Source organism: Mucilaginibacter sp. GW822-FHT03E02, from assembly GCF_058801545.1.
This window is the reverse complement of the sequence record NZ_JBXANJ010000001.1, coordinates 1,102,806-1,127,202: the sequence shown is the minus strand read 5'-3', so window position 1 is coordinate 1,127,202 and position 24,397 is coordinate 1,102,806. Positions and strand designations below refer to the sequence as shown.

The 24,397-nt window shown below is 46.2% G+C and carries 30 protein-coding genes; 10 read left to right on the top strand and 20 right to left on the bottom strand.

Annotated elements, in window-relative coordinates; genetic code table 11:
• Positions 1 to 407 precede the first annotated feature (407 nt).
• From AC1RM2_RS04515 to AC1RM2_RS04470, 10 genes are all read left to right on the top strand, one after another.
• Positions 408 to 794 carry a cupin domain-containing protein gene (locus tag AC1RM2_RS04515; protein ID WP_492983812.1) on the top strand — a complete coding sequence of 129 codons (387 nt, stop codon included), beginning with the start codon at positions 408 to 410 and terminating at the stop codon, positions 792 to 794.
• Between the two features lie 25 nt (positions 795 to 819).
• Positions 820 to 1,809 carry an aldo/keto reductase gene (locus AC1RM2_RS04510; RefSeq protein ID WP_492983811.1) on the top strand — a complete coding sequence of 330 codons (990 nt, stop codon included), beginning with the start codon at positions 820 to 822 and terminating at the stop codon, positions 1,807 to 1,809.
• A gap of 60 nt (positions 1,810 to 1,869) precedes the next feature.
• The gene (locus AC1RM2_RS04505; RefSeq protein ID WP_492983810.1) at positions 1,870 to 2,721 is read left to right on the top strand and encodes an aldo/keto reductase; all 852 of its coding nucleotides are present in this window, start codon (positions 1,870 to 1,872) and stop codon (positions 2,719 to 2,721) included.
• A gap of 56 nt (positions 2,722 to 2,777) precedes the next feature.
• Entirely contained in the window at positions 2,778 to 3,929 is a 1,152-nt protein-coding gene (locus AC1RM2_RS04500; RefSeq protein ID WP_492983809.1) for an aldo/keto reductase, read from the top strand.
• 137 nt (positions 3,930 to 4,066) lie between these two features.
• On the top strand, positions 4,067 to 4,450 hold the full coding sequence (locus tag AC1RM2_RS04495; protein ID WP_492983808.1) for a nuclear transport factor 2 family protein: 384 nt from the start codon (positions 4,067 to 4,069) through the stop codon (positions 4,448 to 4,450).
• A 241-nt stretch (positions 4,451 to 4,691) separates the two neighbouring features.
• Entirely contained in the window at positions 4,692 to 5,654 is a 963-nt protein-coding gene (locus tag AC1RM2_RS04490; protein WP_492983807.1) for an aldo/keto reductase, read from the top strand.
• A 261-nt stretch (positions 5,655 to 5,915) separates the two neighbouring features.
• On the top strand, positions 5,916 to 6,521 hold the full coding sequence (locus tag AC1RM2_RS04485) for a flavodoxin (protein WP_492983806.1): 606 nt from the start codon (positions 5,916 to 5,918) through the stop codon (positions 6,519 to 6,521).
• 34 nt (positions 6,522 to 6,555) lie between these two features.
• Positions 6,556 to 7,131, top strand: coding sequence for an NAD(P)H-binding protein (locus AC1RM2_RS04480; protein WP_492983804.1), 576 nt, complete (start codon positions 6,556 to 6,558; stop codon positions 7,129 to 7,131).
• Positions 7,132 to 7,293: 162 nt separating this feature from the next.
• Entirely contained in the window at positions 7,294 to 7,782 is a 489-nt protein-coding gene (locus AC1RM2_RS04475) for a hypothetical protein (protein WP_492983802.1), read from the top strand.
• A gap of 404 nt (positions 7,783 to 8,186) precedes the next feature.
• Positions 8,187 to 8,600, top strand: a complete 414-nt coding sequence (locus tag AC1RM2_RS04470) for a hypothetical protein (protein ID WP_492983800.1) — start codon at positions 8,187 to 8,189, stop codon at positions 8,598 to 8,600.
• A 79-nt stretch (positions 8,601 to 8,679) separates the two neighbouring features.
• On the opposite strand, the gene AC1RM2_RS04465 is transcribed toward AC1RM2_RS04470, so the two are convergent.
• The 20 genes from AC1RM2_RS04465 to AC1RM2_RS04370 all read right to left on the bottom strand — a co-directional run bounded on the left by AC1RM2_RS04465 (position 8,680) and on the right by AC1RM2_RS04370 (position 24,365).
• On the bottom strand, positions 8,680 to 9,816 hold the full coding sequence (locus AC1RM2_RS04465) for a hypothetical protein (protein ID WP_492983798.1): 1,137 nt from the start codon (positions 9,814 to 9,816) through the stop codon (positions 8,680 to 8,682).
• A 144-nt stretch (positions 9,817 to 9,960) separates the two neighbouring features.
• Positions 9,961 to 10,149, bottom strand: coding sequence for a hypothetical protein (locus AC1RM2_RS04460; protein ID WP_492983796.1), 189 nt, complete (start codon positions 10,147 to 10,149; stop codon positions 9,961 to 9,963).
• Positions 10,146 to 11,000 carry a PRTRC system ThiF family protein gene (locus tag AC1RM2_RS04455; protein WP_492983794.1) on the bottom strand — a complete coding sequence of 285 codons (855 nt, stop codon included), beginning with the start codon at positions 10,998 to 11,000 and terminating at the stop codon, positions 10,146 to 10,148. The genes AC1RM2_RS04460 and AC1RM2_RS04455 overlap by 4 nt, the downstream gene beginning before the upstream one ends.
• Positions 10,997 to 11,716, bottom strand: coding sequence for a PRTRC system protein B (locus AC1RM2_RS04450; RefSeq protein WP_492983792.1), 720 nt, complete (start codon positions 11,714 to 11,716; stop codon positions 10,997 to 10,999). Before AC1RM2_RS04450 ends, AC1RM2_RS04455 begins: the two co-directional genes overlap by 4 nt.
• Complete coding sequence (locus tag AC1RM2_RS04445; protein ID WP_492983790.1) at positions 11,713 to 12,681, bottom strand: hypothetical protein; 969 nt, start codon at positions 12,679 to 12,681, stop codon at positions 11,713 to 11,715. Before AC1RM2_RS04445 ends, AC1RM2_RS04450 begins: the two co-directional genes overlap by 4 nt.
• 11 nt (positions 12,682 to 12,692) lie before the next feature.
• Positions 12,693 to 12,866: a hypothetical protein gene (locus AC1RM2_RS04440; RefSeq protein ID WP_492983788.1), complete on the bottom strand. Its 174-nt coding sequence runs from the start codon at positions 12,864 to 12,866 to the stop codon at positions 12,693 to 12,695.
• Between the two features lie 4 nt (positions 12,867 to 12,870).
• Positions 12,871 to 13,089, bottom strand: coding sequence for a PRTRC system protein C (locus AC1RM2_RS04435; protein ID WP_492983786.1), 219 nt, complete (start codon positions 13,087 to 13,089; stop codon positions 12,871 to 12,873).
• 12 nt (positions 13,090 to 13,101) lie between these two features.
• Complete coding sequence (locus AC1RM2_RS04430; protein ID WP_492983784.1) at positions 13,102 to 13,692, bottom strand: PRTRC system protein E; 591 nt, start codon at positions 13,690 to 13,692, stop codon at positions 13,102 to 13,104.
• Between the two features lie 5 nt (positions 13,693 to 13,697).
• Positions 13,698 to 14,372: a DUF8835 domain-containing pootine gene (locus tag AC1RM2_RS04425; protein ID WP_492983782.1), complete on the bottom strand. Its 675-nt coding sequence runs from the start codon at positions 14,370 to 14,372 to the stop codon at positions 13,698 to 13,700.
• Positions 14,369 to 14,836, bottom strand: coding sequence for a DUF1281 family ferredoxin-like fold protein (locus AC1RM2_RS04420; RefSeq protein ID WP_492983780.1), 468 nt, complete (start codon positions 14,834 to 14,836; stop codon positions 14,369 to 14,371). Before AC1RM2_RS04420 ends, AC1RM2_RS04425 begins: the two co-directional genes overlap by 4 nt.
• Before the next feature lie 10 nt (positions 14,837 to 14,846).
• On the bottom strand, positions 14,847 to 15,224 hold the full coding sequence (locus tag AC1RM2_RS04415; RefSeq protein ID WP_492983778.1) for a hypothetical protein: 378 nt from the start codon (positions 15,222 to 15,224) through the stop codon (positions 14,847 to 14,849).
• 50 nt (positions 15,225 to 15,274) lie between these two features.
• Entirely contained in the window at positions 15,275 to 16,303 is a 1,029-nt protein-coding gene (locus AC1RM2_RS04410) for a DUF932 domain-containing protein (protein WP_492983776.1), read from the bottom strand.
• Positions 16,304 to 16,357: 54 nt separating this feature from the next.
• On the bottom strand, positions 16,358 to 16,750 hold the full coding sequence (locus tag AC1RM2_RS04405; RefSeq protein WP_492983774.1) for a single-stranded DNA-binding protein: 393 nt from the start codon (positions 16,748 to 16,750) through the stop codon (positions 16,358 to 16,360).
• Between the two features lie 688 nt (positions 16,751 to 17,438).
• On the bottom strand, positions 17,439 to 17,882 hold the full coding sequence (locus tag AC1RM2_RS04400) for a molybdenum cofactor biosynthesis protein MoaE (RefSeq protein WP_492983772.1): 444 nt from the start codon (positions 17,880 to 17,882) through the stop codon (positions 17,439 to 17,441).
• A complete protein-coding gene (locus AC1RM2_RS04395) occupies positions 17,875 to 18,990 on the bottom strand; it encodes a ThiF family adenylyltransferase (RefSeq protein ID WP_492983770.1) in 1,116 nt (371 codons plus the stop codon). The genes AC1RM2_RS04400 and AC1RM2_RS04395 overlap by 8 nt, the downstream gene beginning before the upstream one ends.
• Positions 18,991 to 19,002: 12 nt before the next feature.
• Positions 19,003 to 19,236, bottom strand: a complete 234-nt coding sequence (locus AC1RM2_RS04390; protein ID WP_492983768.1) for a MoaD/ThiS family protein — start codon at positions 19,234 to 19,236, stop codon at positions 19,003 to 19,005.
• Positions 19,237 to 19,387: 151 nt separating this feature from the next.
• Positions 19,388 to 20,368 carry a GTP 3',8-cyclase MoaA gene (gene moaA, locus AC1RM2_RS04385; RefSeq protein WP_492983766.1) on the bottom strand — a complete coding sequence of 327 codons (981 nt, stop codon included), beginning with the start codon at positions 20,366 to 20,368 and terminating at the stop codon, positions 19,388 to 19,390.
• A gap of 73 nt (positions 20,369 to 20,441) precedes the next feature.
• Positions 20,442 to 21,047 carry a nucleotidyltransferase family protein gene (locus AC1RM2_RS04380; protein ID WP_492983764.1) on the bottom strand — a complete coding sequence of 202 codons (606 nt, stop codon included), beginning with the start codon at positions 21,045 to 21,047 and terminating at the stop codon, positions 20,442 to 20,444.
• A complete protein-coding gene (locus tag AC1RM2_RS04375) occupies positions 21,044 to 22,198 on the bottom strand; it encodes an XdhC family protein (RefSeq protein ID WP_492983762.1) in 1,155 nt (384 codons plus the stop codon). Before AC1RM2_RS04375 ends, AC1RM2_RS04380 begins: the two co-directional genes overlap by 4 nt.
• Before the next feature lie 10 nt (positions 22,199 to 22,208).
• Positions 22,209 to 24,365 (bottom strand): molybdopterin cofactor-binding domain-containing protein, encoded by a 2,157-nt coding sequence (locus AC1RM2_RS04370; RefSeq protein WP_492983760.1) that lies wholly within the window; start codon positions 24,363 to 24,365, stop codon positions 22,209 to 22,211.
• Positions 24,366 to 24,397 lie beyond the last annotated feature (32 nt).

The window sequence follows — 24,397 nt, the reverse complement described above, 5'->3', positions numbered from 1 at the left end:
CGGAACGACCGGATGCCTATCCCCGTGAAATTTCCTCACTGCTTACAAAGAGCATACCCTGCTTATTACGGAAGAAATATTCGCGCAGCAAAAGAGTACCGGAAAATAACCGGACATCCATGACTACCATCTGTGGAAAGCCGTCCATGCCACGAGCGATGCGGGAACGCGTTTATTTCCTCCAATTATTATATGATGTTTGTCGGGCAGGCTGCAGGCTCGTTTTTCGGACAAGCTTTCCCGCAAATAGCTTTGAATCCCTATCTATCAGGGCACTAGCCGCATTTCGATACCTGCGACCGGCTGTAAAACTACTTGAAAATCATACTTAATTGTTTGATAATCTTTACCCCGCACCCTGATGCAAGGGTAACTTTGTCTTAACCAAAAGGAAAACGACAACAGCAATGACCACGGCAGAAAATCCCAGTACCGGCACTCCGCAACAAAGCACTTGTTGCGGGAATATGACCTGGTTCACAGATAGCCGAAAACAGATCCCGGTAAACCAATCTATTGCGGCTATAAATATGAACGTGATCAGGGACGAAGGGGTACTTACTATCTGGCATGCACATGATGGCATCCAGATTCTAATTGTCGTAGGAGGTGAAGGCTATTACCGGGAAAAAGGGGGTGAAATCAGGTTGCTGAAACATGGTGACGTGCTGTTTATCCAGGCAGGAATTGAACATTGGCACACCGCCATGTCTGACAGTGAGTTTATACATGTGGTGATCCAAGCCGGCAGTAAAAGTGAAATTGTTACCTGGTTGCAAAAAAGAAAAGATTAAGCATATCATTCTAATATAATTTAATATGAAATCGAGGAAATTAGGCGATAGCGGCCTGGAAGTGTCCGCTTTAGGCATGGGTTGTATGAACCTGAGTTTCGGAACCGGAAAAGCCGTAGATATCCATGTTGGGGTAGACGTTATCCGCGCAGGGGTTGAAAAAGGTATCACCTTTTTCGACACTGCTGAAGGATACGGACCCTATACGAATGAAAAATTGGTGGGTGAAGCCTTAACGCCATTTCGTAAAGATGTCATTATCGCAACAAAATTTGGTTTTAAACTGGAGAATGGCGCCATTGCCGGGCTGGACAGCCGTCCGGAACATATACGCCAGGTAGTGGAGGAATCCTTAAAAAGATTAAAGACAGATTATATTGATCTTTTCTACCAGCACCGGGTAGATCCGGGCGTACCTATAGAAGATGTAGCCGGTGCATTGAAAGACCTGATCCAGGCCGGCAAGATCAGGCATTACGGTCTTTCAGAAGCTGGTGCTGCCAGCATTCGCAGGGCCCATGCCGTTCACCCTGTAGCTGCCATACAAAACCAGTATTCGATCTGGACAAGAGAGCCGGAAGCGGAAGTCTTGCCCGTATGTGAGGAACTGGGTATAGGCTTCGTGCCCTGGGGCCCGCTCGGTACAGGATTTTTGGCAGGAGATATCACCCCGGACAGTAAGTTCGATCCCGCGACTGATCTTCGTGCGAATTTCCCCCGATTTACACCGGAAGCGATCAAGGCCAATATGCCTGTCGTTGAAATGCTGGATAATATTGCCAAAAGAAAAAATGTATCTAAAGTACAGGTCGCGCTGGCCTGGTTGCTAGCACAAAAACCCTGGATCGTTCCCATACCAGGCATGGACAAAATCGCTTACATAGACGATAATATACAATCAGCGGACCTTAATCTGACAGCCGATGATCTGAATGAGATCGACCAGGCGATGGAAAAAATCACACTGCACGGTGCAAGGCTTGATGAAGGTCTGCTTTCCATGTCAGAAGACTAAAGAGCATAAGGCTAACCTCCAGTTGGTGATTAGCCATGATATTAACAATAACGATTACTTATGGATAGTGTAAAATTAAATAACGGCGTTGCAATGCCCGTCCTTGGATTCGGAGTTTTTCAGATCACCGATGCGGCGGAATGTGAACAAAGTGTCCTTGATGCGATCAGCGTTGGTTATCGTTCTCTGGATACCGCAGCTTCATATCTGAACGAAGTTTATGTAGGCAATGCCATTAAGAAAAGCGGCGTTGCAAGAGAGGACCTCTTCATAACCACTAAACTCTGGATTCAGGATGCAGGTTACGAAAATACTAAGAAAGCGTTTAAGGCATCTTTGGACAGACTTCAATTAGAATACCTGGATCTATACCTAATCCACCAGCCTTATGGCGATGTGTATGGTTCGTGGCGCGCAATGGAAGAATTATATGAAGAAGGAAAAGTGAGGGCTATCGGGGTTGCCAATTTTCAACCAGACAGGTTAATTGACCTGATCCTGCATAACAAAATTAGCCCGGCCATCAATCAGATTGAAACGCATCCCCTCCATCAGCAAATTGAATCACAAAAATTCTTAGTGGACAATAATGTTCAGATTGAATCCTGGGGGCCATTTGCTGAAGGCAAAAATGACATTTTTAAAAATGAATTACTGCTTTCTATAGGCAAAAAATATAGCAAGAGTATTGCACAGGTCATTCTTCGCTGGTTAACACAGCGTGGCGTAATTGTCATACCCAAGTCGGTAAAAAAAGAAAGGATGGCAGAGAATTTCAACATTTTCGATTTTAATCTTTCGCCCGGGGATATGGTAGCCATTGCAAGCATGGATACCAATCAAAGCTTATTTTTCGACCACCGCGATCCCGAAATGGTCAAACGGCTTAGTGGCAGAAGATTGGATATTTAATTAAAGAATTCCGGCATGCTGATTATCAAAACTTCCACTGGATAAAAAATATTTATATGAATCGTAGAAACCTGTTAAAAACAGCCGGACTTGCCATAGCTGGCGGTGCATTATTACCTGCGGCCGGATATGGTCAGCCGATAAGTCCTAAACCTGAAAATACGGGAAATAACCCTGCTTCGCGGTTACTTTCCGGCAGGCGAAAATTAGGCGATACGCTTGAAGTTTCCAGTATTGGATTGGGTGTTCAGAACATGAGCCGGACCTACCAGACCATCATCCCTTCACGTCCGGAAATGTTAAGGATCATCCGGGCTGCATACGATAATGGGGTAACCTTATTTGATGCAGCAGAGGCATACGGCCCTTTTGAAGTAGAACGGATACTTGGGGAAGGTATCGCTCCCTTCCGCGATAAGATAGTGGTAGAGACCAAATTCGGTTGGAACATCGACCAGGAAACCGGTAAGCGAAATCCTGGATTGAACAGTCGTCCGGAGCATATCAAAATAGTTGTTGAAGGCATGCTTAAACGCCTTCGCACTGACCGGATTGATTTATTGTACCAACATCGTGTTGACCCAAATGTGCCGATAGAAGACGTTGCAGGAGCCATAAAAGACCTGATAAAAGAAGGAAAAGTGTTGCATTACGGGCTTTCAGAGCCGGGTGTGCAAACGGTAAGGCGGGCCCATAAAATACATCCTGTTACGGCTATTCAAAACGAATATTCCATGTTATGGCGTGGCCCTGAAAAGGAAATTATTCCATTGTGTGAGGAACTTGGTATTGGCTTTGTTCCCTGGAGCCCGCTTGGTGTAGGTTTTCTTACCGGAGCCATTGATGCCAAAACAAGGTTCGCCCCAGGTGATATCCGTGCCATAGAATCCCGGTTTTCACCGGAGAACTTATCAGGTAATCTGGCACTGGTGGAGATACTGAAAAACTGGAGCGGGAAGAAACAAGCAACGCCTGCTCAAATTTCGCTTGCCTGGCTACTGCATCAGAAACCCTGGATAGTTCCTATACCAGGCACCACACAAATGCCCCATATGTTAGAGAATATCGGGGCAGCCGAAGTGACATTCACTCCGGCAGAACTGCGGGAATTGAATAACAAGCTGGATACTATAAAAATCTCCGGGGAAAGACTACCTCCCGAAGTATTGGTTTTTTCAGGGGTGGAAGCACCAATTAGAAAGCAATAAACGAAATGGATGTGTTATTAATTAAGGATGCATAAGTGATAGAAATAATGAAATTACCTCACATGTTATTGCTGCTGACACTTATCATAACCAGTGCAACCGCCTGTTCTCAAACGAAGACAAAACCTCAACGTGCTATGGAAAACGAACAAACAGATCACAATAAATCGCAGATAATAGCCTTATCCCGGCAGTTGACCCAATTGATGATCGAAAAGGATACGGCAGGACTGAACAAGATTTTAGATACGCATTTTACGCTTACCCATATCACAGGATATGTGCAATCCAAAGACAAGTGGCTCGCTGAGATCACAAGTGAACGTATGAAATATTATTCCTACAAAGAGGTAAAGACATCTGTAGATTTAAAAGGAAACGAGGCCACCTTTATCGGCCAGAATGTACTTGATGCCCGGATTTGGGGTTCGCGAAACAACTGGCGTTTACAACAGACGATGCAGCTTGAAAACCGGGGTGGAAAATGGATCATCCTGAGATCGGTAGCAACCACATTTTAATGAACGAACAAAAAATAAATGAAGACCAAAGGGGAAACCAGGAATATTGCCCCTGACATAATTGCTGGTTGATTGCCTTTAAGGCTATGGTTAAGGTCCTGTATTGTAACACATTTCAAGCTTATACAAACCATTTTATAAAAGAGCCTGACACGGTCAGCCGATAAATAATTACTCATAAACACTTGTTTCACCATTAAAAAATTACGCTATGGAATACATTAAATTAGGAAGCACTGGTATGGACGTTTCCAAAATCTGTCTTGGTATGATGAGCTTTGGCAAGCCCGGCAAAGAATTTGGGCTTTTTCCCTGGGCAAAAGACTTTGACGACGCGAAACCTATCTTTAAAAGAGCGATTGAATTGGGAATTAACTTTTTTGATTCTGCCAACGTCTATCAAACGGGCACCTGTGAAGAAGTCACCGGTAAACTCATTAAAGAATTTAATTTAGACCGTGATGAGATCGTGGTTACGACGAAGGTTAGAATGCCTATGCGTCAGGGACGTCCGAACGGCGGCGGTCTTTCGCGTAAGGAGATTTTAAGCGAAATTGATAAAAGCCTCAAACGCCTGCAGATGGATTACGTTGACCTCTATCAGATCCACCGTTTAGATCCGGAAACTCCGATGGAGGAAATTATGGAAGCGCTTCATGACGTGGTTAAAAGTGGCAAAGCCAGATATATCGGGGCTTCCACCATGTATGCCTGGGAATTCGAAAGAATGCAAAACATTGCCGAGAAAAACGGGTGGACCAAATTCGTATCGATGCAAAATCACTATAACCTGATTTATCGGGAAGAAGAACGCGAAATGATACCACTTTGTAAGAACCCTAAAATTGCCATTATACCATGGAGCCCGCTGGCCGGCGGCCGTTTGACCCATCCATGGGGTACCAGAACTCCCCGTGTAGAAATAGACGAGGTTTCAAAATGGGTATGGGATAGCTGTAACGCAATGGATAAAGTGGTGGTTGATAACCTGGAAAAAGTAGCCGGGAAGCGCGGCGTGTCAATGGCGCAGGAAGCCCTGGCCTGGATGCTAAGCAAGCCATTTATTACCTCTCCTATTGTAGGGACCACAGCTGTGAAACACGTAGAGGAAGCCGTTGCAGCCTTGGATATCAAACTTTCGGAGGATGAAATTAAAGCGCTTGAAAGTCCCTATGTTACCCATCCCGTGTTAGGTATGATGTAATTCCGGATCCCGGACCGGGTATTTTAACCGCCTCATATGATACCCGGGTACACCAACTAACGAGGAAAATGATTCACTTGCAGCTTAATTACGATCAGAAATAATAGTAAGTGCAGCATTAATCATGTAATAAAAGATTTCATTGTATGTCATGAAATCCGGAAATATATTCCACCTGCGGAGGAATGCAGATTCTAAAAAAAATCTGCGGGAGGAATATATTTCTATCAAAAAAAATGAGCAATAATTAATTCATCAATTATGAAATTAACCATCAGAAATCTCATTTTAATCGCCATTGCCTCAGTATCTCTTTCAGGCTGTACAAAAGCACAACAACCAGTGTCTGCTAAAAAAATATTGATTGTTTATCTTTCCCGAACTCATAATACAAAAGCGGTCGCAGAATTCATTAAGCAAAATACAGGGGGAGATCTGGTTGCGATTGAATTGGTAAACCCATATCCGGCTGATTACCAAACAACGGTAGATCAGGTCGTCAGAGAAAATGAAACAGGTTATCTGCCGCCACTAAAAACAAAAATTGACAGTATTGAAAAATATGATTCGGTTTTTATCGGATTTCCCACCTGGGGGATGCAATTACCGCCGCCGATAAAGAGCTTCCTGAACCAATACCAGCTGAAAGGGAAAACAGTTATTCCCTTCAATACCAATGCCGGATATGGCATAGGAAGCAGTTTTGATCAGGTTAAAGCGCTCTGCCCGGATAGCAGGGTATTGGATGGTTTTACCATCAAAGGAGGCATAGAAAGAGATGGGGTTTTGTTTGTAATGGAAGGTAAAAAAGAAGAAGAAGCGAAAAAATTGGTCAAAAGCTGGCTAACAAAAATCGGTATGCTGTAACATAGCGAGAAATCATATAAAAAACACGCAGCAAATGAAGAAAGTAATCATTATCGGCGCAGGCGGCAGCCTTGCGGCCCATGTTATTGTAGCCCTGAAAGAACTTGCAGGGGTTGAGCTTACGCTGTTCGTCAGAAATAAAAGAAGGCTGGATCCGGGCCTTGTCGGAGGATCTGCGGTTATCGAAGGTGATGCGATGAATTTCGCGGAGGTGAAAAATGCTGTCGCCGGTCAGGATATTGTCTATATCAACCTTGCCGGCAACCTGGAAGCTATGGCCAATAATATTGTAAAAGCAATGCAGGAAACAGGTGTGAAAAGGGTAATTGCCATCAGTTCAATTGGCATTTATAATAAACCTGTTCAATCTGTAGTTATGCCTTACCGAAAACTGGCAGATGTTATTGAAGCATCAGGACTGGACTATACCATACTTCGGCCCGACTGGTTTACAAATGCCAGTGAAATTGACTATGCCCTGACCAAAAAGGGTGAGCCGGAAGCAGGCACGGCCATTTCAAGAAAAAGTATCGCGGCCTTCGTAGCTTCTGTTATTCAAAATCCCGGGCTGCATATAAATGAAAATCTGGGGATCAGCAAGCCCGCCTAAAGATAGGCGCCCCGGCTAAACGAAAGGTTTGGTGCGCTTGCGGATAAATCTGTTAGATCGGGTTTTGATAAGCAGCGCAGCCGGACAAGTTTTTGTATGCTTTTTAAAAAGCTTAAAGCCCAAAGCAATTAAATTGCTAAATTGTACCATATTCCTTTTGCTATGCCTGACCGTCAAATCCTGTTACTCGCTCCCTCAGCATGTTCAGACGCCCAATTGCAGGCATTTCACGACCTGGTGGTATCAGGCGGACAAGTGGACCCGGAAGGATTGCCGGGCCGGATAGCTAACGCAGCGATACTTGCTTTTGCCTATATAGGCGATCAGCTGGCCAGTGTAGCCTCGATAAAAAATCAAAAACGAAGTTACATCACCGGCATCTTCCTGAAAGCAAAAATTCCCCGGCAGGCCGTTCATTACCATTATGAAATAGGCTATGCGGTAACCCATCAGCATTTCAGGAGGCTTGGGCTAAGCCGGGAAATGATCGCCGCGTTAATGGCCAGGGAAGCGGGCGCCTGTTTCTATGCGACGAGCAAAAATGAACATATGTGCGATCTCTTACTGAAAATGGATTTTAAAAGAGCGGGATCAAGCTGGAAAAACCCACAGGAAGAAGAACTTCACCTCTTCGTATCGAAAGAATTTTAACCGGATCAAATATTTAAATAGAACGGAAGCCCTGAATTTGTGACCCGCTATTGTAATATGGCAGGTAAAGGATTTTATAGGGCCAACGTCTTTTATCTTGGAAGCATTTTGATCGAACCGGATAATCCCGAAAGAAGGGAAAATGTGGTCTTTTACTCCAAATTATTACGGTACCAAAAAATAGAATTACATAACATTACATTTTGGATCAACGAGTTTGGCAGCGGAATTTCGCTGCAGAAAATCCCCGGCGCGGATAGTTTAGAACAAGCAATGCTCTTACCATGACCCCGGAGCGGTTTCCTTTGCGGGCAGGGTTGTGAAAGGCAGCATTAGAAATATTGTTTATGCAAAACATACTCCGGTAGAAAACCTATATTTACCATCTAAACGAATCTTATCACATGGACCGCATCAAAAGATTACAAGAGCTGCAAAAGCTCATTGCACCCCTGAATGAAAAACGGAATTTCCTTGCGCTCAAGAAGTACCTGAACCAGATAACAGCGGCAGAAGAAGCAGAATTAGCAGGACTCATTCAGGAGTTACTACCCCTGGTAAAAGAGTTTGATGAAAAGCGTATCCGGTATTGGATCACTTATAAGGGAAAGTTGTATGATCACCTCAACAACAGTTATTACTGGGGAGAACCCATCTTAGAACAACGGTTTTTCTTTACAGATTGTCCGATCGATTCGATGACTACCCAGTCCGTTAACCTGCCTGATTTCAGCGATTTGATCGCGGAGGTCGGCAACTATATTTATATTCAGCAATTTAATGAGTATGAGATCCTGAATATTGCCCGGGTCAGGTAAAGTTGCCCTTCTGGGAAGATCAACCGGGTGTTTCTCCAAATACCACAGGCAGCCCCGGCTTAGCCGGGGCTGCCCGATTTTAATAACTATAATTACTGCCTGCCATTTCCTGATGTTTTTTACGCAGCTGCCCATGGGTCATCCCGTCGCTATTGGCCAGGATGACAAATGATTTGATAACCGTTTCCCTGATCTTCCAATTGAAATAATAAACCAGCACCTCATTTTGCAGCTTTACAGTTAAGGGAATAGGCAGGCGGTTTCGGTGTGCTTCAGCCAGTATGGCCATTTTCTGGCAGATGGAATGATATTCCTTTTCGTCATCGCCTGCCGCTTTCAGTCTTTCGGAAAGCTTTTCCAGCTGACAGCGGCGGAGATCAAGCACCTGTTTATGTTTTCGTGTTTTAGGATTGCCCGGTTTTCGGTGCAGATCATTGAGCAATTGCCATTCTTCATAATCGGGATACCTTACCTTGATCTCTTCTAAAGCAAACAGCTTGTTTTGTTTAAAAACACGCCTCACAAAATTCTTGCGGCTGCGCTCCTGGGACTGCAGCGCTTTCCTTTCAACAGTTTCCTTTGTTATCGTATTTACAATTTCATTTCGGCTGGCGGCAGCTTTATACAATTCTCTCAGCAGTATTTTAATGGCTAACCGGTTTTCGCCATCCTGCTCCTGCATCATCATCATGGAGATTTCTTTTGCCGAATAACTACTGCCATTTTTGATCAGCTCCCGCATAAGCAAGGTTACCTCGTTTTCTTCGGATGATTCAGTAACCGATCTGAGTTTCACCGCCTGTGAACCTATCGGGCATCGCTCCCGAAAAGTTTTTAATTGCTGTAAAAATGCTTTGCCTACTCCGGGCGTTTCCCGGTCTAAAAACTCCGCTTCCTGTTCTTCCGCATAGATCAGTTTATCCCAATGCTCGTATTGGTGATAACAAAGCCGGATGTCAAAATGGTGGTATTCTATTTCCTCCCGGTTCATCGGGCGTGACAAAAAAGGAACAGCATGGTAAAGCCCCATCGGCCTGCGATTGCGGTCGCACCATAACTCCGCGTGCATGAACACATAAATGCGGGGCGGGTATTTGGTTTGCGGTTTATAGTAAAAATCAACCCGCCCCGAAGTCTTGCGTGGCAGGGCATTTTGCCTGTCATATTCCGCTTTTTCACGGGCATTCATTACATAGCCCTCTTTGATCTTTACCATAATTTTAGTTTTGAAAAAGGCCTGTGTTTCAAAAAAGCAAGCTGGCCATAGGCAGGCATGATTTTATGAAAGTCAGGCAACCCCATACGCCAGCCTGCCTGTTGCGGATGAAAGCAGCAAGTGGCAGGCTGGCGCGATTTTTTATTATTCCCTCAACCGGCTTAATTTTTGGAAGACATCTTCCCAATAAGCCTGCAAGCCCTCATCCAAAGTTTTGAATGAGGGATCGGTATGCCGGTAATGGCGGTAATCGTCCGCTTGCAGGATGGCTAAATCGAGGTTTTCGATGGTAATCACCTTGCCGTTTTTGTCTTCAATGTTCATAACCGTCATGCTGCTTGAGATAGTTGGTCACCCTGCAGATTGTTGATTACAGGGGAAGTGATTTTGATTGGTGTTGTCCTGAAATCTTTTAAGTTCATAAAGAACCCGCAATAAAATAAAATGCCCTCCCTGAATAACTGCCACAGCAGGGATGAACCCATATTGGCTAAACTGGAATTAATAAACAAATCCTGTTTGGTCAATGCTTCGGCTAATGAACAGCTCGGTGTATTGTCGGCAGCATCTGCCGTTAGCAATAAATCCTTAAAAATTTCGGTAACGAACGGGAGGTTTCCCACGGGTGCGTATTTTTTGGATTCCGGCTGCTTATGCTTACCGATGGTCGAAAGAACTACCTGCCCCGTGTCCTTGCTGTTACCCAAGTCCATCCAGTATAAGGGTCGGTTTCGCTCGTAGGTGTTGTAACTGCTGAACTCATGCAGGATGTCAGCAATTTCAAATCGTGAAATCGCATTGTCCACGCAGGAAATGAAAAGATTAGCTTTGCCCTCATTAGAATGGCTTTCCACGTAACCCGCATCATAGCGGCGGGTTACCGCTTTCCAGTTGGTGCCAAAAAAACGGTTGATGCGGTTGATCAGCACCACGCTTTTATATAAACCTAATTCGGCATCGGCAAAAAGCTGCCTGCCGAGGTTGGCCTCGCTCACGGTGTCATCATCATAGGCATAAACCATAAAGCCCGGATGGTTGAGCGCAAGCATGGCCTGATGCATACGGGCGAGGTTGGTGAGCATCTGACTGCCCGTACCACCGCAGCCAATTAAGTTCACGGTAATCGGGTTGGTCGGATTGACGAGGTAGTTGTCTGTTATATGAATGGGTGTTAGTGTTTTCATTTCAGTAAATTTTTCAGGTGAAACTTATTTCGTATCAGCACATCGGTTGGGAATGGCTCTTTCGTAGCGGTCAGACTTTGCCAAAGCTGGATGATATTACCGTTGACAGGCTGATGCCCGCCAAACAGGTGGCTGAAATAGCTGTTGAAAAAATAGCTTTGCCAAAGTTCCATGAATTGCTCGAGTCCGCAGTCTTTGGGAATGCCTACCCGTACGTTACCCATGCAAACCCTGCCGTCAGGGTAGACGTTAAAAAAAGGCGCATGACAAAGGGCGGTTTGTGCTGAAAATTCGGTATCGGCAACCGCAAAGACCTGTAAACTGTTCTTTCCGGCTTTCCAAACCAAAGCAGGAATGCTGGCGATGCCTGACGGAATATGCAGGTTTTCGGTAAACAGCAATTTGACCGACTGCGGCGGCGTATGCCAAACCGCATAACCTGCCTGACCGCTGTTGATGGTTAATACGTTGGCAGGCATCAGCCCCGCAGGGTTTAAGAAGCCCTGTGCTTTTTTTTCGCTTGCCTGTAAAGCTTTCGCTAATTTATTGCTTTCAGCTATGGACAAGGGATGCCCGTTGATGGGGCAACCTCTTTCGTCCATATCGTAACTTTCTATGTAAAAATCGCTTTGGTGACCATCTCCTGTTTTCTGCATAATCAGCAGGGCTTTTACAGGCTCGTATAGATTACCAAATGTTCCTGTTAAATCTTTCATGGCTTGTAGTATAAAAGGGTACATAAATCATCTATCAGTTTCAATAGTCTTTCCTCGTAGGCGAGTTCATCAGTATAAACTGATTTGGGTTCATTGAAAAAAGTCACGATTTCGGGTTCCTGATAGCGGCTGCGTTCATTAAAATCATCATTGACCATGTTTTTAAGGTCGTCGCTGATGCTGTCCCGCACACTTCCGATAAAGGAGAAATATTCATGCATACCCACGTAATCATCATCGTAATCTTCGGGTTCATAATCTTGCAGGCTGGCATGTTTATACAGGTTTTGTTCAGGAAAGGACTGCCATAGTTCCCAGGTGGATTTAGCGACCGTCAGGCATTGTTTATCAAATTCGGTCACCGCATTAAAGTTGGCTATCAGGCTGCCGAGGCTGTGGCGAAACCCGTTCGCCATCATTTTTTCCTGTATGAAGTCTCCCTTCGCTGCGGCCTGCGCATAATCGTATTTCTGCCTGCAATAGTCATCTTCATCCTCCGCTTCAAATGCCCTTTCGTTGATCCACTCCTCCAAGTACTCGTAGTTACGGTACATATAGGTATCCTCATCACGGTAATAATCTATACCCGCTTCCGCATACAGGTAGGCGCAAACAGCGGTGAGTAATTCGCCGCAATGGGCATGTTCAGGCTGTTGCCAAAGGTCATATACCGGCATGACGGGGATGTAATACAGCCCGAAATCGCTGTTGAATGTTTCCGTTATCGTGATGAATGTTTGCTTATCATCCTCCTGAACAATTTGTAAAGCCCGATACCTGCCCTTTGCTTTTAGTTTGCGCTTCGCTTCCCGTTCCGCCATCAGGATATTATACGGGTATGGCAGGTAGCGGTAATCGTTAAGCGGTAGCCCGTAATAGTTTTCGAGGCAGGAAAGGGATTTGAAAAAATCCATTTCTATGGTTGCTGCCTTGTGTAAATCGGGTGCAGGCTTGTACAGGGGCATAAAGCTGTGCCTTAAAAAACCATCGGCAGCAAGTGCTGCGGTGCTGATTTCGGGCGGTTGAGCCTTGCTTCCTGCGCATCGGGCAGCCTGTCGAGGTCTTTGGCGAAGTGGGCGATTTGCTGATGAAGTTTCCATAGCTGTTGCTTGCGTTCTTTGATTAATCCTTTATCGTTTTCTGTGCTCATGGTTTTACCCTTTCACCCCTATGGTGGACACAAATTCATATTCCCTGCAATCGTTCACAAATTCCGGCCCTGTGATTTTGGCGGTGGTGAGTATGGCGTACAGGTTGCTGTAATAATTGCAGACCGCTTCGGGGCTAAAATCCTCGTTGGGGTCAGTCAGGCGTATCTTTTGCCCGTTCTCGGTATGGACAAAAACTCTCGGTAGTAATTTCGTTGCTAACATGGCATTAGGGTTTTATTCTGCGTTAAAATTTAAGAGTGCTTTTTCGTACAGGTTGGCTTGCTGTTCGAGGTACTGGCGTTTCTTTTTCAGTTCGTTTTCCTTATTGGGGTGTTCCTCAACGCTTGGCAGGACGGTCAGGGCTTCTGAAAATTTGAGTTTCTTTATCAGTTCGCTTACCTGCTCCATTGCGGTATCGTAGGCTTTCTTCTTTTCTTCCTTGCTGATTTTTGGTTCGGGCAGTTCCGCATCGTCCGACTTTTTCGGGGTTGATGCCAATGGTGCTTTTTCCTTGTTCTTTTTGTCCTGTTCCAGTTTAGAGGCTGCTTTAGCCTGTTCCACGCTTTTGAGGTGGGCTTCCAGATTGGTTTGCAGTTCAGCTGTTTTGGTTACAGGCTCGGTTATCTTAGTAAAAAACCCCTCGTCCAAATCCTGCGCTGTGCCTGTAAGCGTGTAGGGAATAATCAGCTTTACGGCTTTATCCCCGCAGGTGGCGTTAAAAAGTTCCGATACGGTCATATTGCCCGCTGCATCGGTTTGTATCACCAGCTTCCATGTGCCGAGAAGCCCGAGGCTTGCTATATTTTGAAAAAAGTTCGTTTTCATGATGTTTAATTTTTTGGTGTCCGTTTGTTCAGTTCAACTAAGTGGTTTGCCGACCTGCCGTCTGCGGTAAAGAGGTATTCATTGTTGAGAATGCTTTCCTTGATGGCGGTATCGCTTGTCAGGAACTCGTATTGGTTTTCGAGGGATTTGTATAGGTGGCGGTTCAGGATTTCCGCAACGGAGCGCAACCATTCTTCCAGTTTGTCCAGTTCTTCGAAGATGTTGTCATGCGTTTTACCGTCTTTGATAACTTCCGATATGCCCAAGTCGGTGACGATGCCGTATTGCCTTGTCCTGCTGATAATTTGCGGTTCGCTTGGCAATAAGCCTCCTGCTACCAATGCCAATACCCTGCGGTCAACCTGCGGAACGATGAATAAAAACTCCTGCATCGGGGCGTAGTCTTTCCACGCTTGACCAGCGATTGCGCTAACCAGTTTAGGTATGTCTACCATAGCGGAGAACCCGCTGCCGTCCCCCTGTGCATAGAAGCCCCTGAATTTGATACTGTCTTTATTAACCGTTATGCCTAAATAGGAACACAGTTCTATAAAATCCTCCAATTCATCGTTCCACCAATCAAAGCCGATGTTCAAATCCTGATAGGTGGTCAGGGCTTTTTGTTTAGCATGTTTATCCAGTTGATTAAAGTTGTATAGTTTTAGGGTTATCGTTTTCATGACCGTTGCCCTTTCTTCCTTTCCAACAGGATTTCCAGTATTTCCCCGCTGTCTTCGTAGGTGTAATTTTCAAAGGTGTAGGTGTCGGCTTCTTCGTCATATTCATACAGGTCAAAATCGATCGGCTCTAAAAAGATGTCCTGTAGTTCGCCCTGCTCATAGGTTGCCTGACCATAAATCAGGTTAGCCGTTTCTGTATAGTCCAGTATGAATCCTACCTGATAATGGTCTGCTATTTTTTGCATCGCACTAAAATTTGGCGACCATCGGGTATCATAAAAAAGCCTGTCGCCGTCCCATTCGATATTAAAGAACCAATCCTTATCAGGCGTGATAAAGGACGGTAGCTGTCCTTTTTCCTCCTGTTTTTCCTTGATTGCCATGTGAGTGAACAGCATGGCTATTTTTTGTAACTGGCTTTGCTCACCTGTGAACACCGCCATATTTCTGCACATATTTGCCATTGTTTGAATTTTAAGGGTTAAAAAAGAGTTCAACTGCGGTTTTGAATTTGGGGTCTGTATGTTTACCCTGCCCGGTGTAGGTGGTCAGGCAGTGATGCAGGTACAAAGCCCCGTAGCCGTCAAATAACTGGTCGGCAAACAGGTTACTGCTTTTCTCCAGTTGCCTGCCGTACTGTTTGATTTTGCGGTCTGAATCTGCTGAAAGCTGAAACCAAAAGTCAACCCCGAAAAGCTGATTTTTCCAAACCTTGCGCACCTCATCGGGATGGTCTTTGATAAAGGCTGACAGTTCCTGTGTATAGGTTAAAAAGCCGGGTATTTCAGGGAGGAATAAGGCGTGTATCAATTTGGCCTTTTCTACATTATTGAAGGTGTTTAACGTTTTCATATCATCTGCTATAGTTTTTTAATAAGGGGGATTGCTCCCCCTATGGAATCTTAGTTAAGGGTTAATATCTCTGCTCCGTTCTTGGCATAGCCAAGGCATAAATCAAAGGCAGCCTGTGTGCGCAATTGCCCTGTACCGCCTATAATGGATTTTACTTTGGCTTCATCGTCCTTGTATTCCTTGACATTTTGGAAGTAGCCTGTGATGGCGTTGAACGCGCCGAACAAAGTACCTTTGGTGGTTTCGGTCTGTTGGGTGGGGCTTGCCATAGCGTACATAAAGGCGTTGTCGCAGATGTTTTTGAACACGGTCGAAAGTTCCTCACCAGTTTTCAGGCTCTTCAAAACCTCTTTACTGGGTGCCATTGCCTGTTGTATCAGTTTCATGATGTCCTTATCGGTGATGCGCACTTTTGTCCATTGGTTAAAGATGCCGTCGAGTTCGTCCGCCATTTTATTCGATATGCCCATGACCTTGTGGGCTTCCTTCAGCCTGTCCTCCGCACTGGCGGTGTGGCGTATCTTAATGGTATTGGAGCTGTTATGGAGTGCAGCACTTAGCGTATTTTGGCAGACAATTCTGATAGGGGTAAATGCTGCGGTGATACTGCCCGAGCCATCGTGCGAGGTGGTCAGGAAAAGATATTTTTCGATATAATCATCGCTGCCGACTTTGATATAACCGGGAAGTTTGGCGGTGATAAAAATGCGTTCGCCCTTGCCTAACGCCCCTGCGGTTTCATACTGCATCCCGTCCCCGCCGACAATGGCGTCAAAGAAACTGAATGCATCTGCATTCTGAACAATGTTATAATCTGTGCCCACTTTGTCGCCTAATACTTCACCGTTATCCGTACGGTAAGTGAAAAATGAACTTTTGGAAATGGTTTCTGTGCCGTCCTGCAGGCGGTGGATGTTCGGCATTTTAACGACATTAAAGTCGAGCCCCGCAAAAGCTAATGCTTCCTTACTGGTGGGGTAATCCTGTACGATTTGTCCTAATCCGTGCCATGCCTTTTCCTTGACACTGAAAAAACTGTGTTGTCCTGTCTGCTCGTTAAAATTGATATTGTGTGCCATGATTTTTGATGTTTAATGTTGCTGCTGAAATAGATTTTAATGTTGCGGGTAGATTTAAAAAGGCAGGTCGTCGTCGTCTGCGCCTGCGCCCGTGGTGTAGGGTGCAGTTTGCGTTGTTTCGGCTTTTGGTTCGCTCTTAGCGGTAAGCGAAAACAGCTTGATGGTATCGCAGGTGCATATGAGCCTTGCCCGTAAACCGTCCTTTTTGCTTTGGTAGGCCTGCGCCTCCATCCATCCCGATATTTCCACTACGGCGCCTTTGGTCAGGTATTCTGCAATGCCTGAATTGCGCCAGTAGGCGCAGTCAACGAATGCGGTCTTTTCTTTTTTTTCGCCCGCCTTGTTTTTCCATTTTTGGTTAATGGCTGCGGTAAAATTAATTACCTGTTTGTCCCCTTTGACCGCTGTTACTTCGGCGTTTGCGGTCAGTCTTCCTGTGAATAGCATACGATTTGCTTTTTTAGTGAATAATTATTTTGTTTACTGCTCTTCTTTCGTCGCCCTTGCCTGATGGATTATTTTTAAAAGAAAAAGGGAAAAAAGAAAGCAAATCGTAAAGCCCGGCAGCAGGCAAAAGGAAACGAAATAATTGGAGGGGACCCTCTGGGGAGGCAGCCGTTTATGTCGTAGTCTTTTGCCAACCCCACGACAGGTCCGGGCTTGATTTTAGCTGCGCTTTTTACCCGTTTCGTTTAAAATAATAATGGATTAAATAAAAAAATGCCATTGGAGCCGCAGGCGATAACATTCCAGCGAATAGAATCGGAAGAGGAGAATCCGGCTTGAAAGCCATTGTTCTGCACTTAGCAATGGTGCAGGAAATAGGGTTCGGGCAGGATAAATTAGCGGAGATAAACAGGCAGGTTTGCACACTTCACCCGTCGCTGACAGGTTTCCGGATTGTTTCCGGAGCTACCGCCGGTCTAAAGGAGGGAATCAAAAAAAAAGGCCCATGGCGGGCCCTTTATCAATAATTGATTTTAGAATTTCAGTATTACCTTCACATAGATTATGGCTGAAAGTACGATTAGATTACTTCCGATTGGTGAAGTTTTGAAGTTGATCAGTGCAATCAGCTGCTGACCGGTTTACCCCCGGGCTGCATCAACACTTGACCTGGTCTGATCGCGGGTATTCATTTGTTTTCCTTCCATTGATAGGTTTGATCCTCGAATATTTCTCTCCCCCAAATTGGCAATTCCTTTTTCAGCCGTTCGACTACCTCTGCACAGGCACCTGTAGCGGCCTTCCGGTGTGCTGATGAGGTAAATACAAAAAGACACAATTCGCCGGCCTTAACCATGCCAAGGCTATGGTGGATGTGCATACAAACAAGCGGGTATTTAGCGAAAATCTCTTCCCGGATGATCTGCATTTTTTCAAGTGCCAGGGGCTCAAACGCGGTATATTCGATGGCTGTTACCGTTTTGCCATTCACCACATCCTTCCTAACCTGGCCCAGGAATATCTGGTGGGCACCGATGTCAGTTTTTGAATGATGCCCGGCAATGTGTTCTGCAATAAAAGACGGCGATACAGCGCCATTGATGAATATGTTTTTTAGTTTTTTATCACTCATTTGACCATTGTAATTGTTCGGACCAGCGTGTAACTCCGCCGGCCAGACTGTAGATGTTTTTTTTGTTTCCGTAGATAGATTCAAGTATCCTTGCTGCTGTCATGCTCCTGCCGCCATGCTGGCAAATTAAAACGATATGCTGTTCATTGATCTCTGCGGGAAGGACGGCCTTAAAAACCGACATCGGCAGCTTTAGATGTTTTATAGATAGTAAAGGCCTTTCGTGGATCTCCCTGACGTCGATAATCAGTGTTGAATCCGTGCCGAGCAGTTCATTTAATTGACCAATGCCGATTTTTGCTATATCCATATAATTTTCGGCGGGGAACAATTGGCATTTGATATCGCTGAATTCGGTCTTGCTTTGCTGGAGTAAGTAGGTGCCTGCGGGGGCGGGAGTAATGTCTAAGGTATATATACTTTGTTGGAGCAGGTTGTAATTCAGTAACTGATTGATCAGCGGCTTGCCGCTGCCGGTAATCAGTTTAATCGCTTCTGCAGCCTGCATAGTGCCGAGAATGCCGGGAAGCACGCCTATAACCCCGTTTTCCTCGCAGTTGGGTATTTCATCGTTTCCCGGCTGGTTGGGGAACAGGTCGCGATAGTTTGTTCTGATGTCCGTATCCGTTGCTTTATGGAAGACAGCCAGTTGCCCTTCCCAGGCAGAAACAGCGGCAAATATCAGGGGTTTATCGAGCAGCACACAGGCATCATTCACCAGGTACCGGGTTTCGAAATTATCGCTGCAATCTAATACCACATCATACCGGTCGAGTATGTCAAGGCAGTTGTTAGCTTTGATCCTGAAAGGATAAGTGTCGATGCGGAGCTCCGGATTAATAGCGGTCAACTTTTCGAAAGCAACCTCGGTTTTCATTTTGCCAACATCTTCCGTATTATACAGCACCTGACGGTGCAGGTTATTCAGGCTGACGGTATCGCCATCTGCAATACCGATATGCCCAAGGCCGGCGCCTGCTAAATACTGCAGCGCAGGGCAGCCAAGGCCGCCGGCACCTATGACCAATACAGCGGCCATGCCGAGTTTTTCCTGGCCGGCGGCACCAAAATTCTTCAAAACTATTTGCCTGCTATATCTTTCATTCATACATCATTCTGCTTAACCACCTGAAAAAGGCGACATGATGGCTACAGCGGAACCTTCCGGAACAGCCATATTTTGATGAACAAGTGCTTTGTTCAAAGCCAGTTTGTACTTTATCCCAGCCAGGCGGGGATAGATACGCTCCAGGTAAGCTTTAAGCTGATCTGTGTCGGTTTGATCCGGAAGCGATAGGCTGCCATTTGCAATAACGTCGGTTATATTTCCAAATGTGATGATCTCTATTTGCATGTAAAAAGACTTACCTGTATATAAAAAAAAACATCCTGCGCTGACCGGGCTGAAACATTGGCGCCATGATGAAACGGGTTGATGATTAACCGGTATAACGGTACCTGCTGTTTAGCTATGGTATATTATACTTCCGGTTCCTTGCTTATCCCTATCCTCCGATAGTGATCATACTCCGGTTGTTAAGCATTTCGGGCAACAGTTTCTCAAAGTTTCGTCCCAGTTGCCCGCCAAGTTCCTTTTCCTTTTGCCAGATACACGCTTTGATCACCGGCAGCACGTCGCCCCCCGCGCGCAACACCGATAGCAAGTCAGCCTCCCCGGAAGAGAAGAGGCAGTTTTTTAATTTGCCATCCGCCGTCAGGCGCATGCGGTTGCAGGTATCACAAAAGGGTGCGGTCATCGTACTGATGATGGCAAAAGATCCCTGGTGGCCGTCCAACCGGTAATTTCGTGCCGTATCATTGGGCTTTGAGGCAACTGCATGATAGGAATAGACTGCCCCGATGACCTCTAAAATCTCCTGCCGGGAAAAAACCTGATTACTTGTCCAGCGGTTGCCGCTGAACGGCATAAACTCAATGAATCTGATCTGGACCGGTTTCTCTTTTGTCCAGGCTATAAAATCGATGATTTCATTGTCATTAAAGCCTTTCATCAACACCATATTGATCTTCACGTTGATACCATGCTCCAGCAACAGATCAATATTGTTCCAAACCTGTTTAAACGATTTGCTGCGGGTCGCCAGTAGAAACTTATCTTCCTGCAAGGTGTCCAGGCTAATATTTACCGAGTGGATGTTTGCTTCAACTAATGCCGGCAACATTTCATGCAGACGGCTGCCATTGGTGGTGATCGTCAGTTCCACAGGAAGCTTGCCCAGCGCGGAGATGATCAATGCCGCATCTTTACGCACGAGCGGTTCGCCGCCGGTCAGCCTGATTTTCTTCACCCCCTGATCTACAAATAATTTAGCCAGCGTAATAATTTCATGGAGCTGCATCAGCCTGGATGCAGGGGTAAAATCATAGTCTTCGTCGGGCATACAATAGAAACACCTGAAATTGCAATTGTCTGTAAGGGAGATCCTTAAATAATCATGAATCCGTCCGAAAGAATCTTTTATCATATATATTGATGTTAGGCGGCTGGTTGGGGACTGAAGAAGCCGTCAGGTATAATTTTCGTTGCCACCGGAATGATCAATAACCGTTCAGTTCCTGCTCGTTAGCGAGCAGGTCTTTATAGTTCTCTTCCGTATCTATATCTATTGCCGCCTGTTGCAGCGGTACACATTTCAGGTCACGCAGGTTGGCTGTCAATACATGTTTTGCACCTTCATCACCTGCCAGTTTTTTTAATTCCGGGTAGTAGGTGACCTTAAATATAGCCGGGACACCCATTGTATCCCCGTATTCCGCTGCGACGATGCCGGCACCTGTAGTCAGTGCCATATTTTTAAGACCTTCAAGAAAGGCAGCGGTAATAAAAGGCTGGTCGCAAACCATAAAAAGCACGTGGGTAACATCAGGATATTCACTTTCCAGGTGAGTAACCGCTCTGCGTATAGAGGAGGCCATCCCTTCAGGCCATTTGGGATTGGAGAGCACCTCTACAGGTGCACTGTATAGCGTCGCTGCGACAGATTCCTCATCTGACCCCAGGACCACCAAAACCTTGTCAGCAACCGCTGCTGCGTTTGCTATGGCGTGCTGCAGCAAGGTCTTTTCCCGGAATACCAGGTTTTGCTTCGGCCGGCCCAACCTGCTGGAGGGGCCAGCTGCAAGTATTACGGCGTATATCATCATTTATCGGTTAACTGTTCTTGTTGGGCAATAGTCTCAGACCGGTCATGGATATGCGCTTTATTTTTCAGTGGCCGGGGATCCCGCTGCTTTAAAACTGACTGGATCTCAGAAACGATAGCGAGCGCAATCTCTTCCGCGTTTTCGGAGCCGATATCCAGGCCCGCCGGTCCGTGGATATTTTTCGGGATACTGTAATCATCCGCCGGCAACCGGGTCAGCTCTTCCAGCATGCGCAGCAAGCGCTTTTTCGGACCAAGTATCCCGATATAGCGAAGCTTAAACGGCAGCAAGGTTTTTAGCAGTGCGGTATCATAATTGTAATTATGGGTCATCAGCATAAACACGGTATGCCTGTCGACTGCCAGTTGGGGCAGCACATCCTCCGGCCTGGCGATGATCAATCGGTCAGCCAAAGGGAAGCGATCGGCAGTGTTATAATTTGCGCGGCCGTCGGCCAGTGTAACCGACCATCCCAGAACCTTTGCGATCTGTATCAGCGGCATAGCGTCATTCCCGGCCCCGGCGATCACCAGTGAAACAACAGGCTCCAGCAGTTCTATAAGGCAGGTATAATCACCGTGGCACAGATAGGTATGGTTGGAACGCATTCCATGAGCAAGAACGTACAAGGCATGATTTTCTACAACCCCGGCAAGGACATCGTCGGCTATTGTCCCTTCGATCCGTCCACCGGATTCAATGAGCATCGACGTTCCGTATTGTTCCTTATAACGGTCTTCCATATTAAAGACCGTGATGAGCATTGCCCGTTCACGCTTGCGCAAAAAGGACCTGAAGAATTCTACCGGATTAAGCTCCTGGCCGGGTGACACCGGCTCTATCAGAATTTGAATAATGCCGTTGCAGCCTAATCCTACACCAAGTTTTGCATCGTCATCGTCAGTCGTATCATAGGTGACCAGCATCGCTTTTTGCTGCACCATGGCCAGCCTTGCTTTGCGCAGGGCATCACCCTCCAGACAGCCGCCGCTGATCGCACCGGTAAGTTGCCCGTCCTCCGTCATCAGCATACGTGCACCGGCCCTCCTGTAAGATGAACCGTCGACGTGTACCACTGTGGCCAAAGCGGTTTGCTTTCCCAGGCTTTGTGCCAGGTCATAGGCCTTTACGATATCATTCAGCTCTTTCAAATTTCCTCGTTTAAACTGTCGTCAAATCAAACGGTAGTTTCCGTATACGCTTACCGGTCAGGTCAAAGATCGCATTGGTTAATGCCGGTGCAAAGGCAGGTAATCCCGGTTCGCCCACACCACCTGCGTCTTCATCATTCTCCATGATAAAGACGTCGATAGAAGGCATGTCGGTAATTCTCGGCATTTTATAATCATAAAAATTCCGTTGTTCGACCAAGCCGTCTTTGAAGGTGATCTCATGAATGGTCGCTGCACCGAGGCCCATCAGGATCGCGCCTTCCACCTGCGCCTTAACGATATCGGGGTTTACATACCAGCCACAGTCCATGATTGCCCATACATGGTCTATCTTCAGTTTTCCTTCCGCATTCTTAGAGACTTTAACCACCTGGCCTACGGTACTTGAAAAACATTCGGTGATCGCGGTACCAAAACCTTCGTTCCTCTTCCTGTTTTTCCAGCCTGAAACCTCTTCCATTTTGTCGATCAGTTTCTGGCTCCGCTGGTCTGTCAGATATTGCCTGCGCAGATCCAGCGGATCTTTAGCGGCGGCATGTGCCATTTCATCTAAAAAACTTTCATAGGCAAAGCCATTGGTTGATGCGTAGACAGAGCGCCACCACATGGTAGGTATCGGCGTTTCAAAAATGACCTCCGCAAAGCTGATATTTTTAATCGTGTCATAGTAGGGCTTTAAAAAGCCCTCGGAGGTGCTGCGGTTCGCCTTGCCGCTTGGTCCATCCCGCCAATGGTCATTGTTTTGACCCGCCATTCTGAATTTAAGCGCTGTGATGTCCCCGTTTTCTATGGCGCCTTCGCAGCGATAGCTGATACCGGGGCGGTATGGCCCTTGTGTGGCATCATCCTCACGTGTCCAGATTACCTGGACCGGGGCGCCTATCTCTTTGGAGATCATGGTCGCTTCGTGCGGGTAATCCATAAAGGCTTTGCGGCCAAAGCCGCCGCCAAGGAAGGTCATATTGACCGTAACTTTGTCATTCGTCCAGCCAAGTTGCCCGGCAATATATTCCTGCACCCATTCCGGAGCCTGGATTGGCCCCCATATCTCCACTTTGTCGCCCTGATAATGCGCTACACAATTAACAGGCTCCATCGCACTGTGGGATTGGTAGGGTGTTTGATAAACAATATCCAGCTTTTTTGCGGCACTGTTGATAGCGCCGTCCGGATCACCCTGTTTTTTCAGGATCAGACCTTCTTCCACCTTTAATTTATCCTGCTGGCTTTTAAAGATATCCGCGGTGTTAACATGATCGAAACCGGTATCATCCCATTGTACCCGTAATGCTTTTTTGCCTTGAAGGGCAGCCCAGGTGGAGGTAGCTACAACAACCACGCCCTCCCGGAAAGTTTTAAAAACGCCCATTCGGATTTTGAATACCTTGGTTACGCCCGGAACTTTCAGGGCAGCGGTATCGTCGAAGCTTTTTACTTTTCCGCGAAGGCGCGGATTACGTTCCACGGCTGCATACATCATGCCCGGAAGTTTTTTATCCAAACCAAATCCCGCAGTACCATTGGTTTTGAGCGGTGTATCCTGGCGGTGCAATGGCTGGCGAATCAGCTTATAGGCCGATTTGGGTTTCAGAACCACATCTTTGGGCGCTTCCAATTTAGAAGCGTCGGTTACCAGTTCGCCATAATGAAACTTCTTGCCTGAGGGACGATGGATGATATGCCCGGCTTCGGCATAACAGTCCGTTACAGGCACTTTCCATTTAGCGGCAGCCACAGTGGTTAGCATAACCCTTGCGGTGGCTCCCAGTTTCAACAGGTTTTTGTAAGAGCCGCGGATAGTTGAGCTGCCGCCGGTGATCTGGTTGCCGTATTTCGCCTTGTTTCCCTGTGCAAAAATAATATTCACATCTGCCAGGTTAACTTCCAGCTCTTCAGCAAGGATCTGCGGGACTGACTGGTAAGAGCCCTGGCCCATTTCTGCGCGGTGATCGACGAGGGTTACTTTACCGCTCGCATCAATTTTTATCCAGGCGTTAAGTTCAATCTCTGAAGGATCTGCTGAACCGGTGTTGATCACATCCGTTTCATCTGTTGCCGAAGAGAACATAAAGCCAAGACAAAGCGCTGCAGCGGATACGCCGGTGGTCCGCAGAAAGCTTCTTCTTGATATATAACTCGTATTCATGGATTTAAGCATTTATTGGTAATTGACAACTG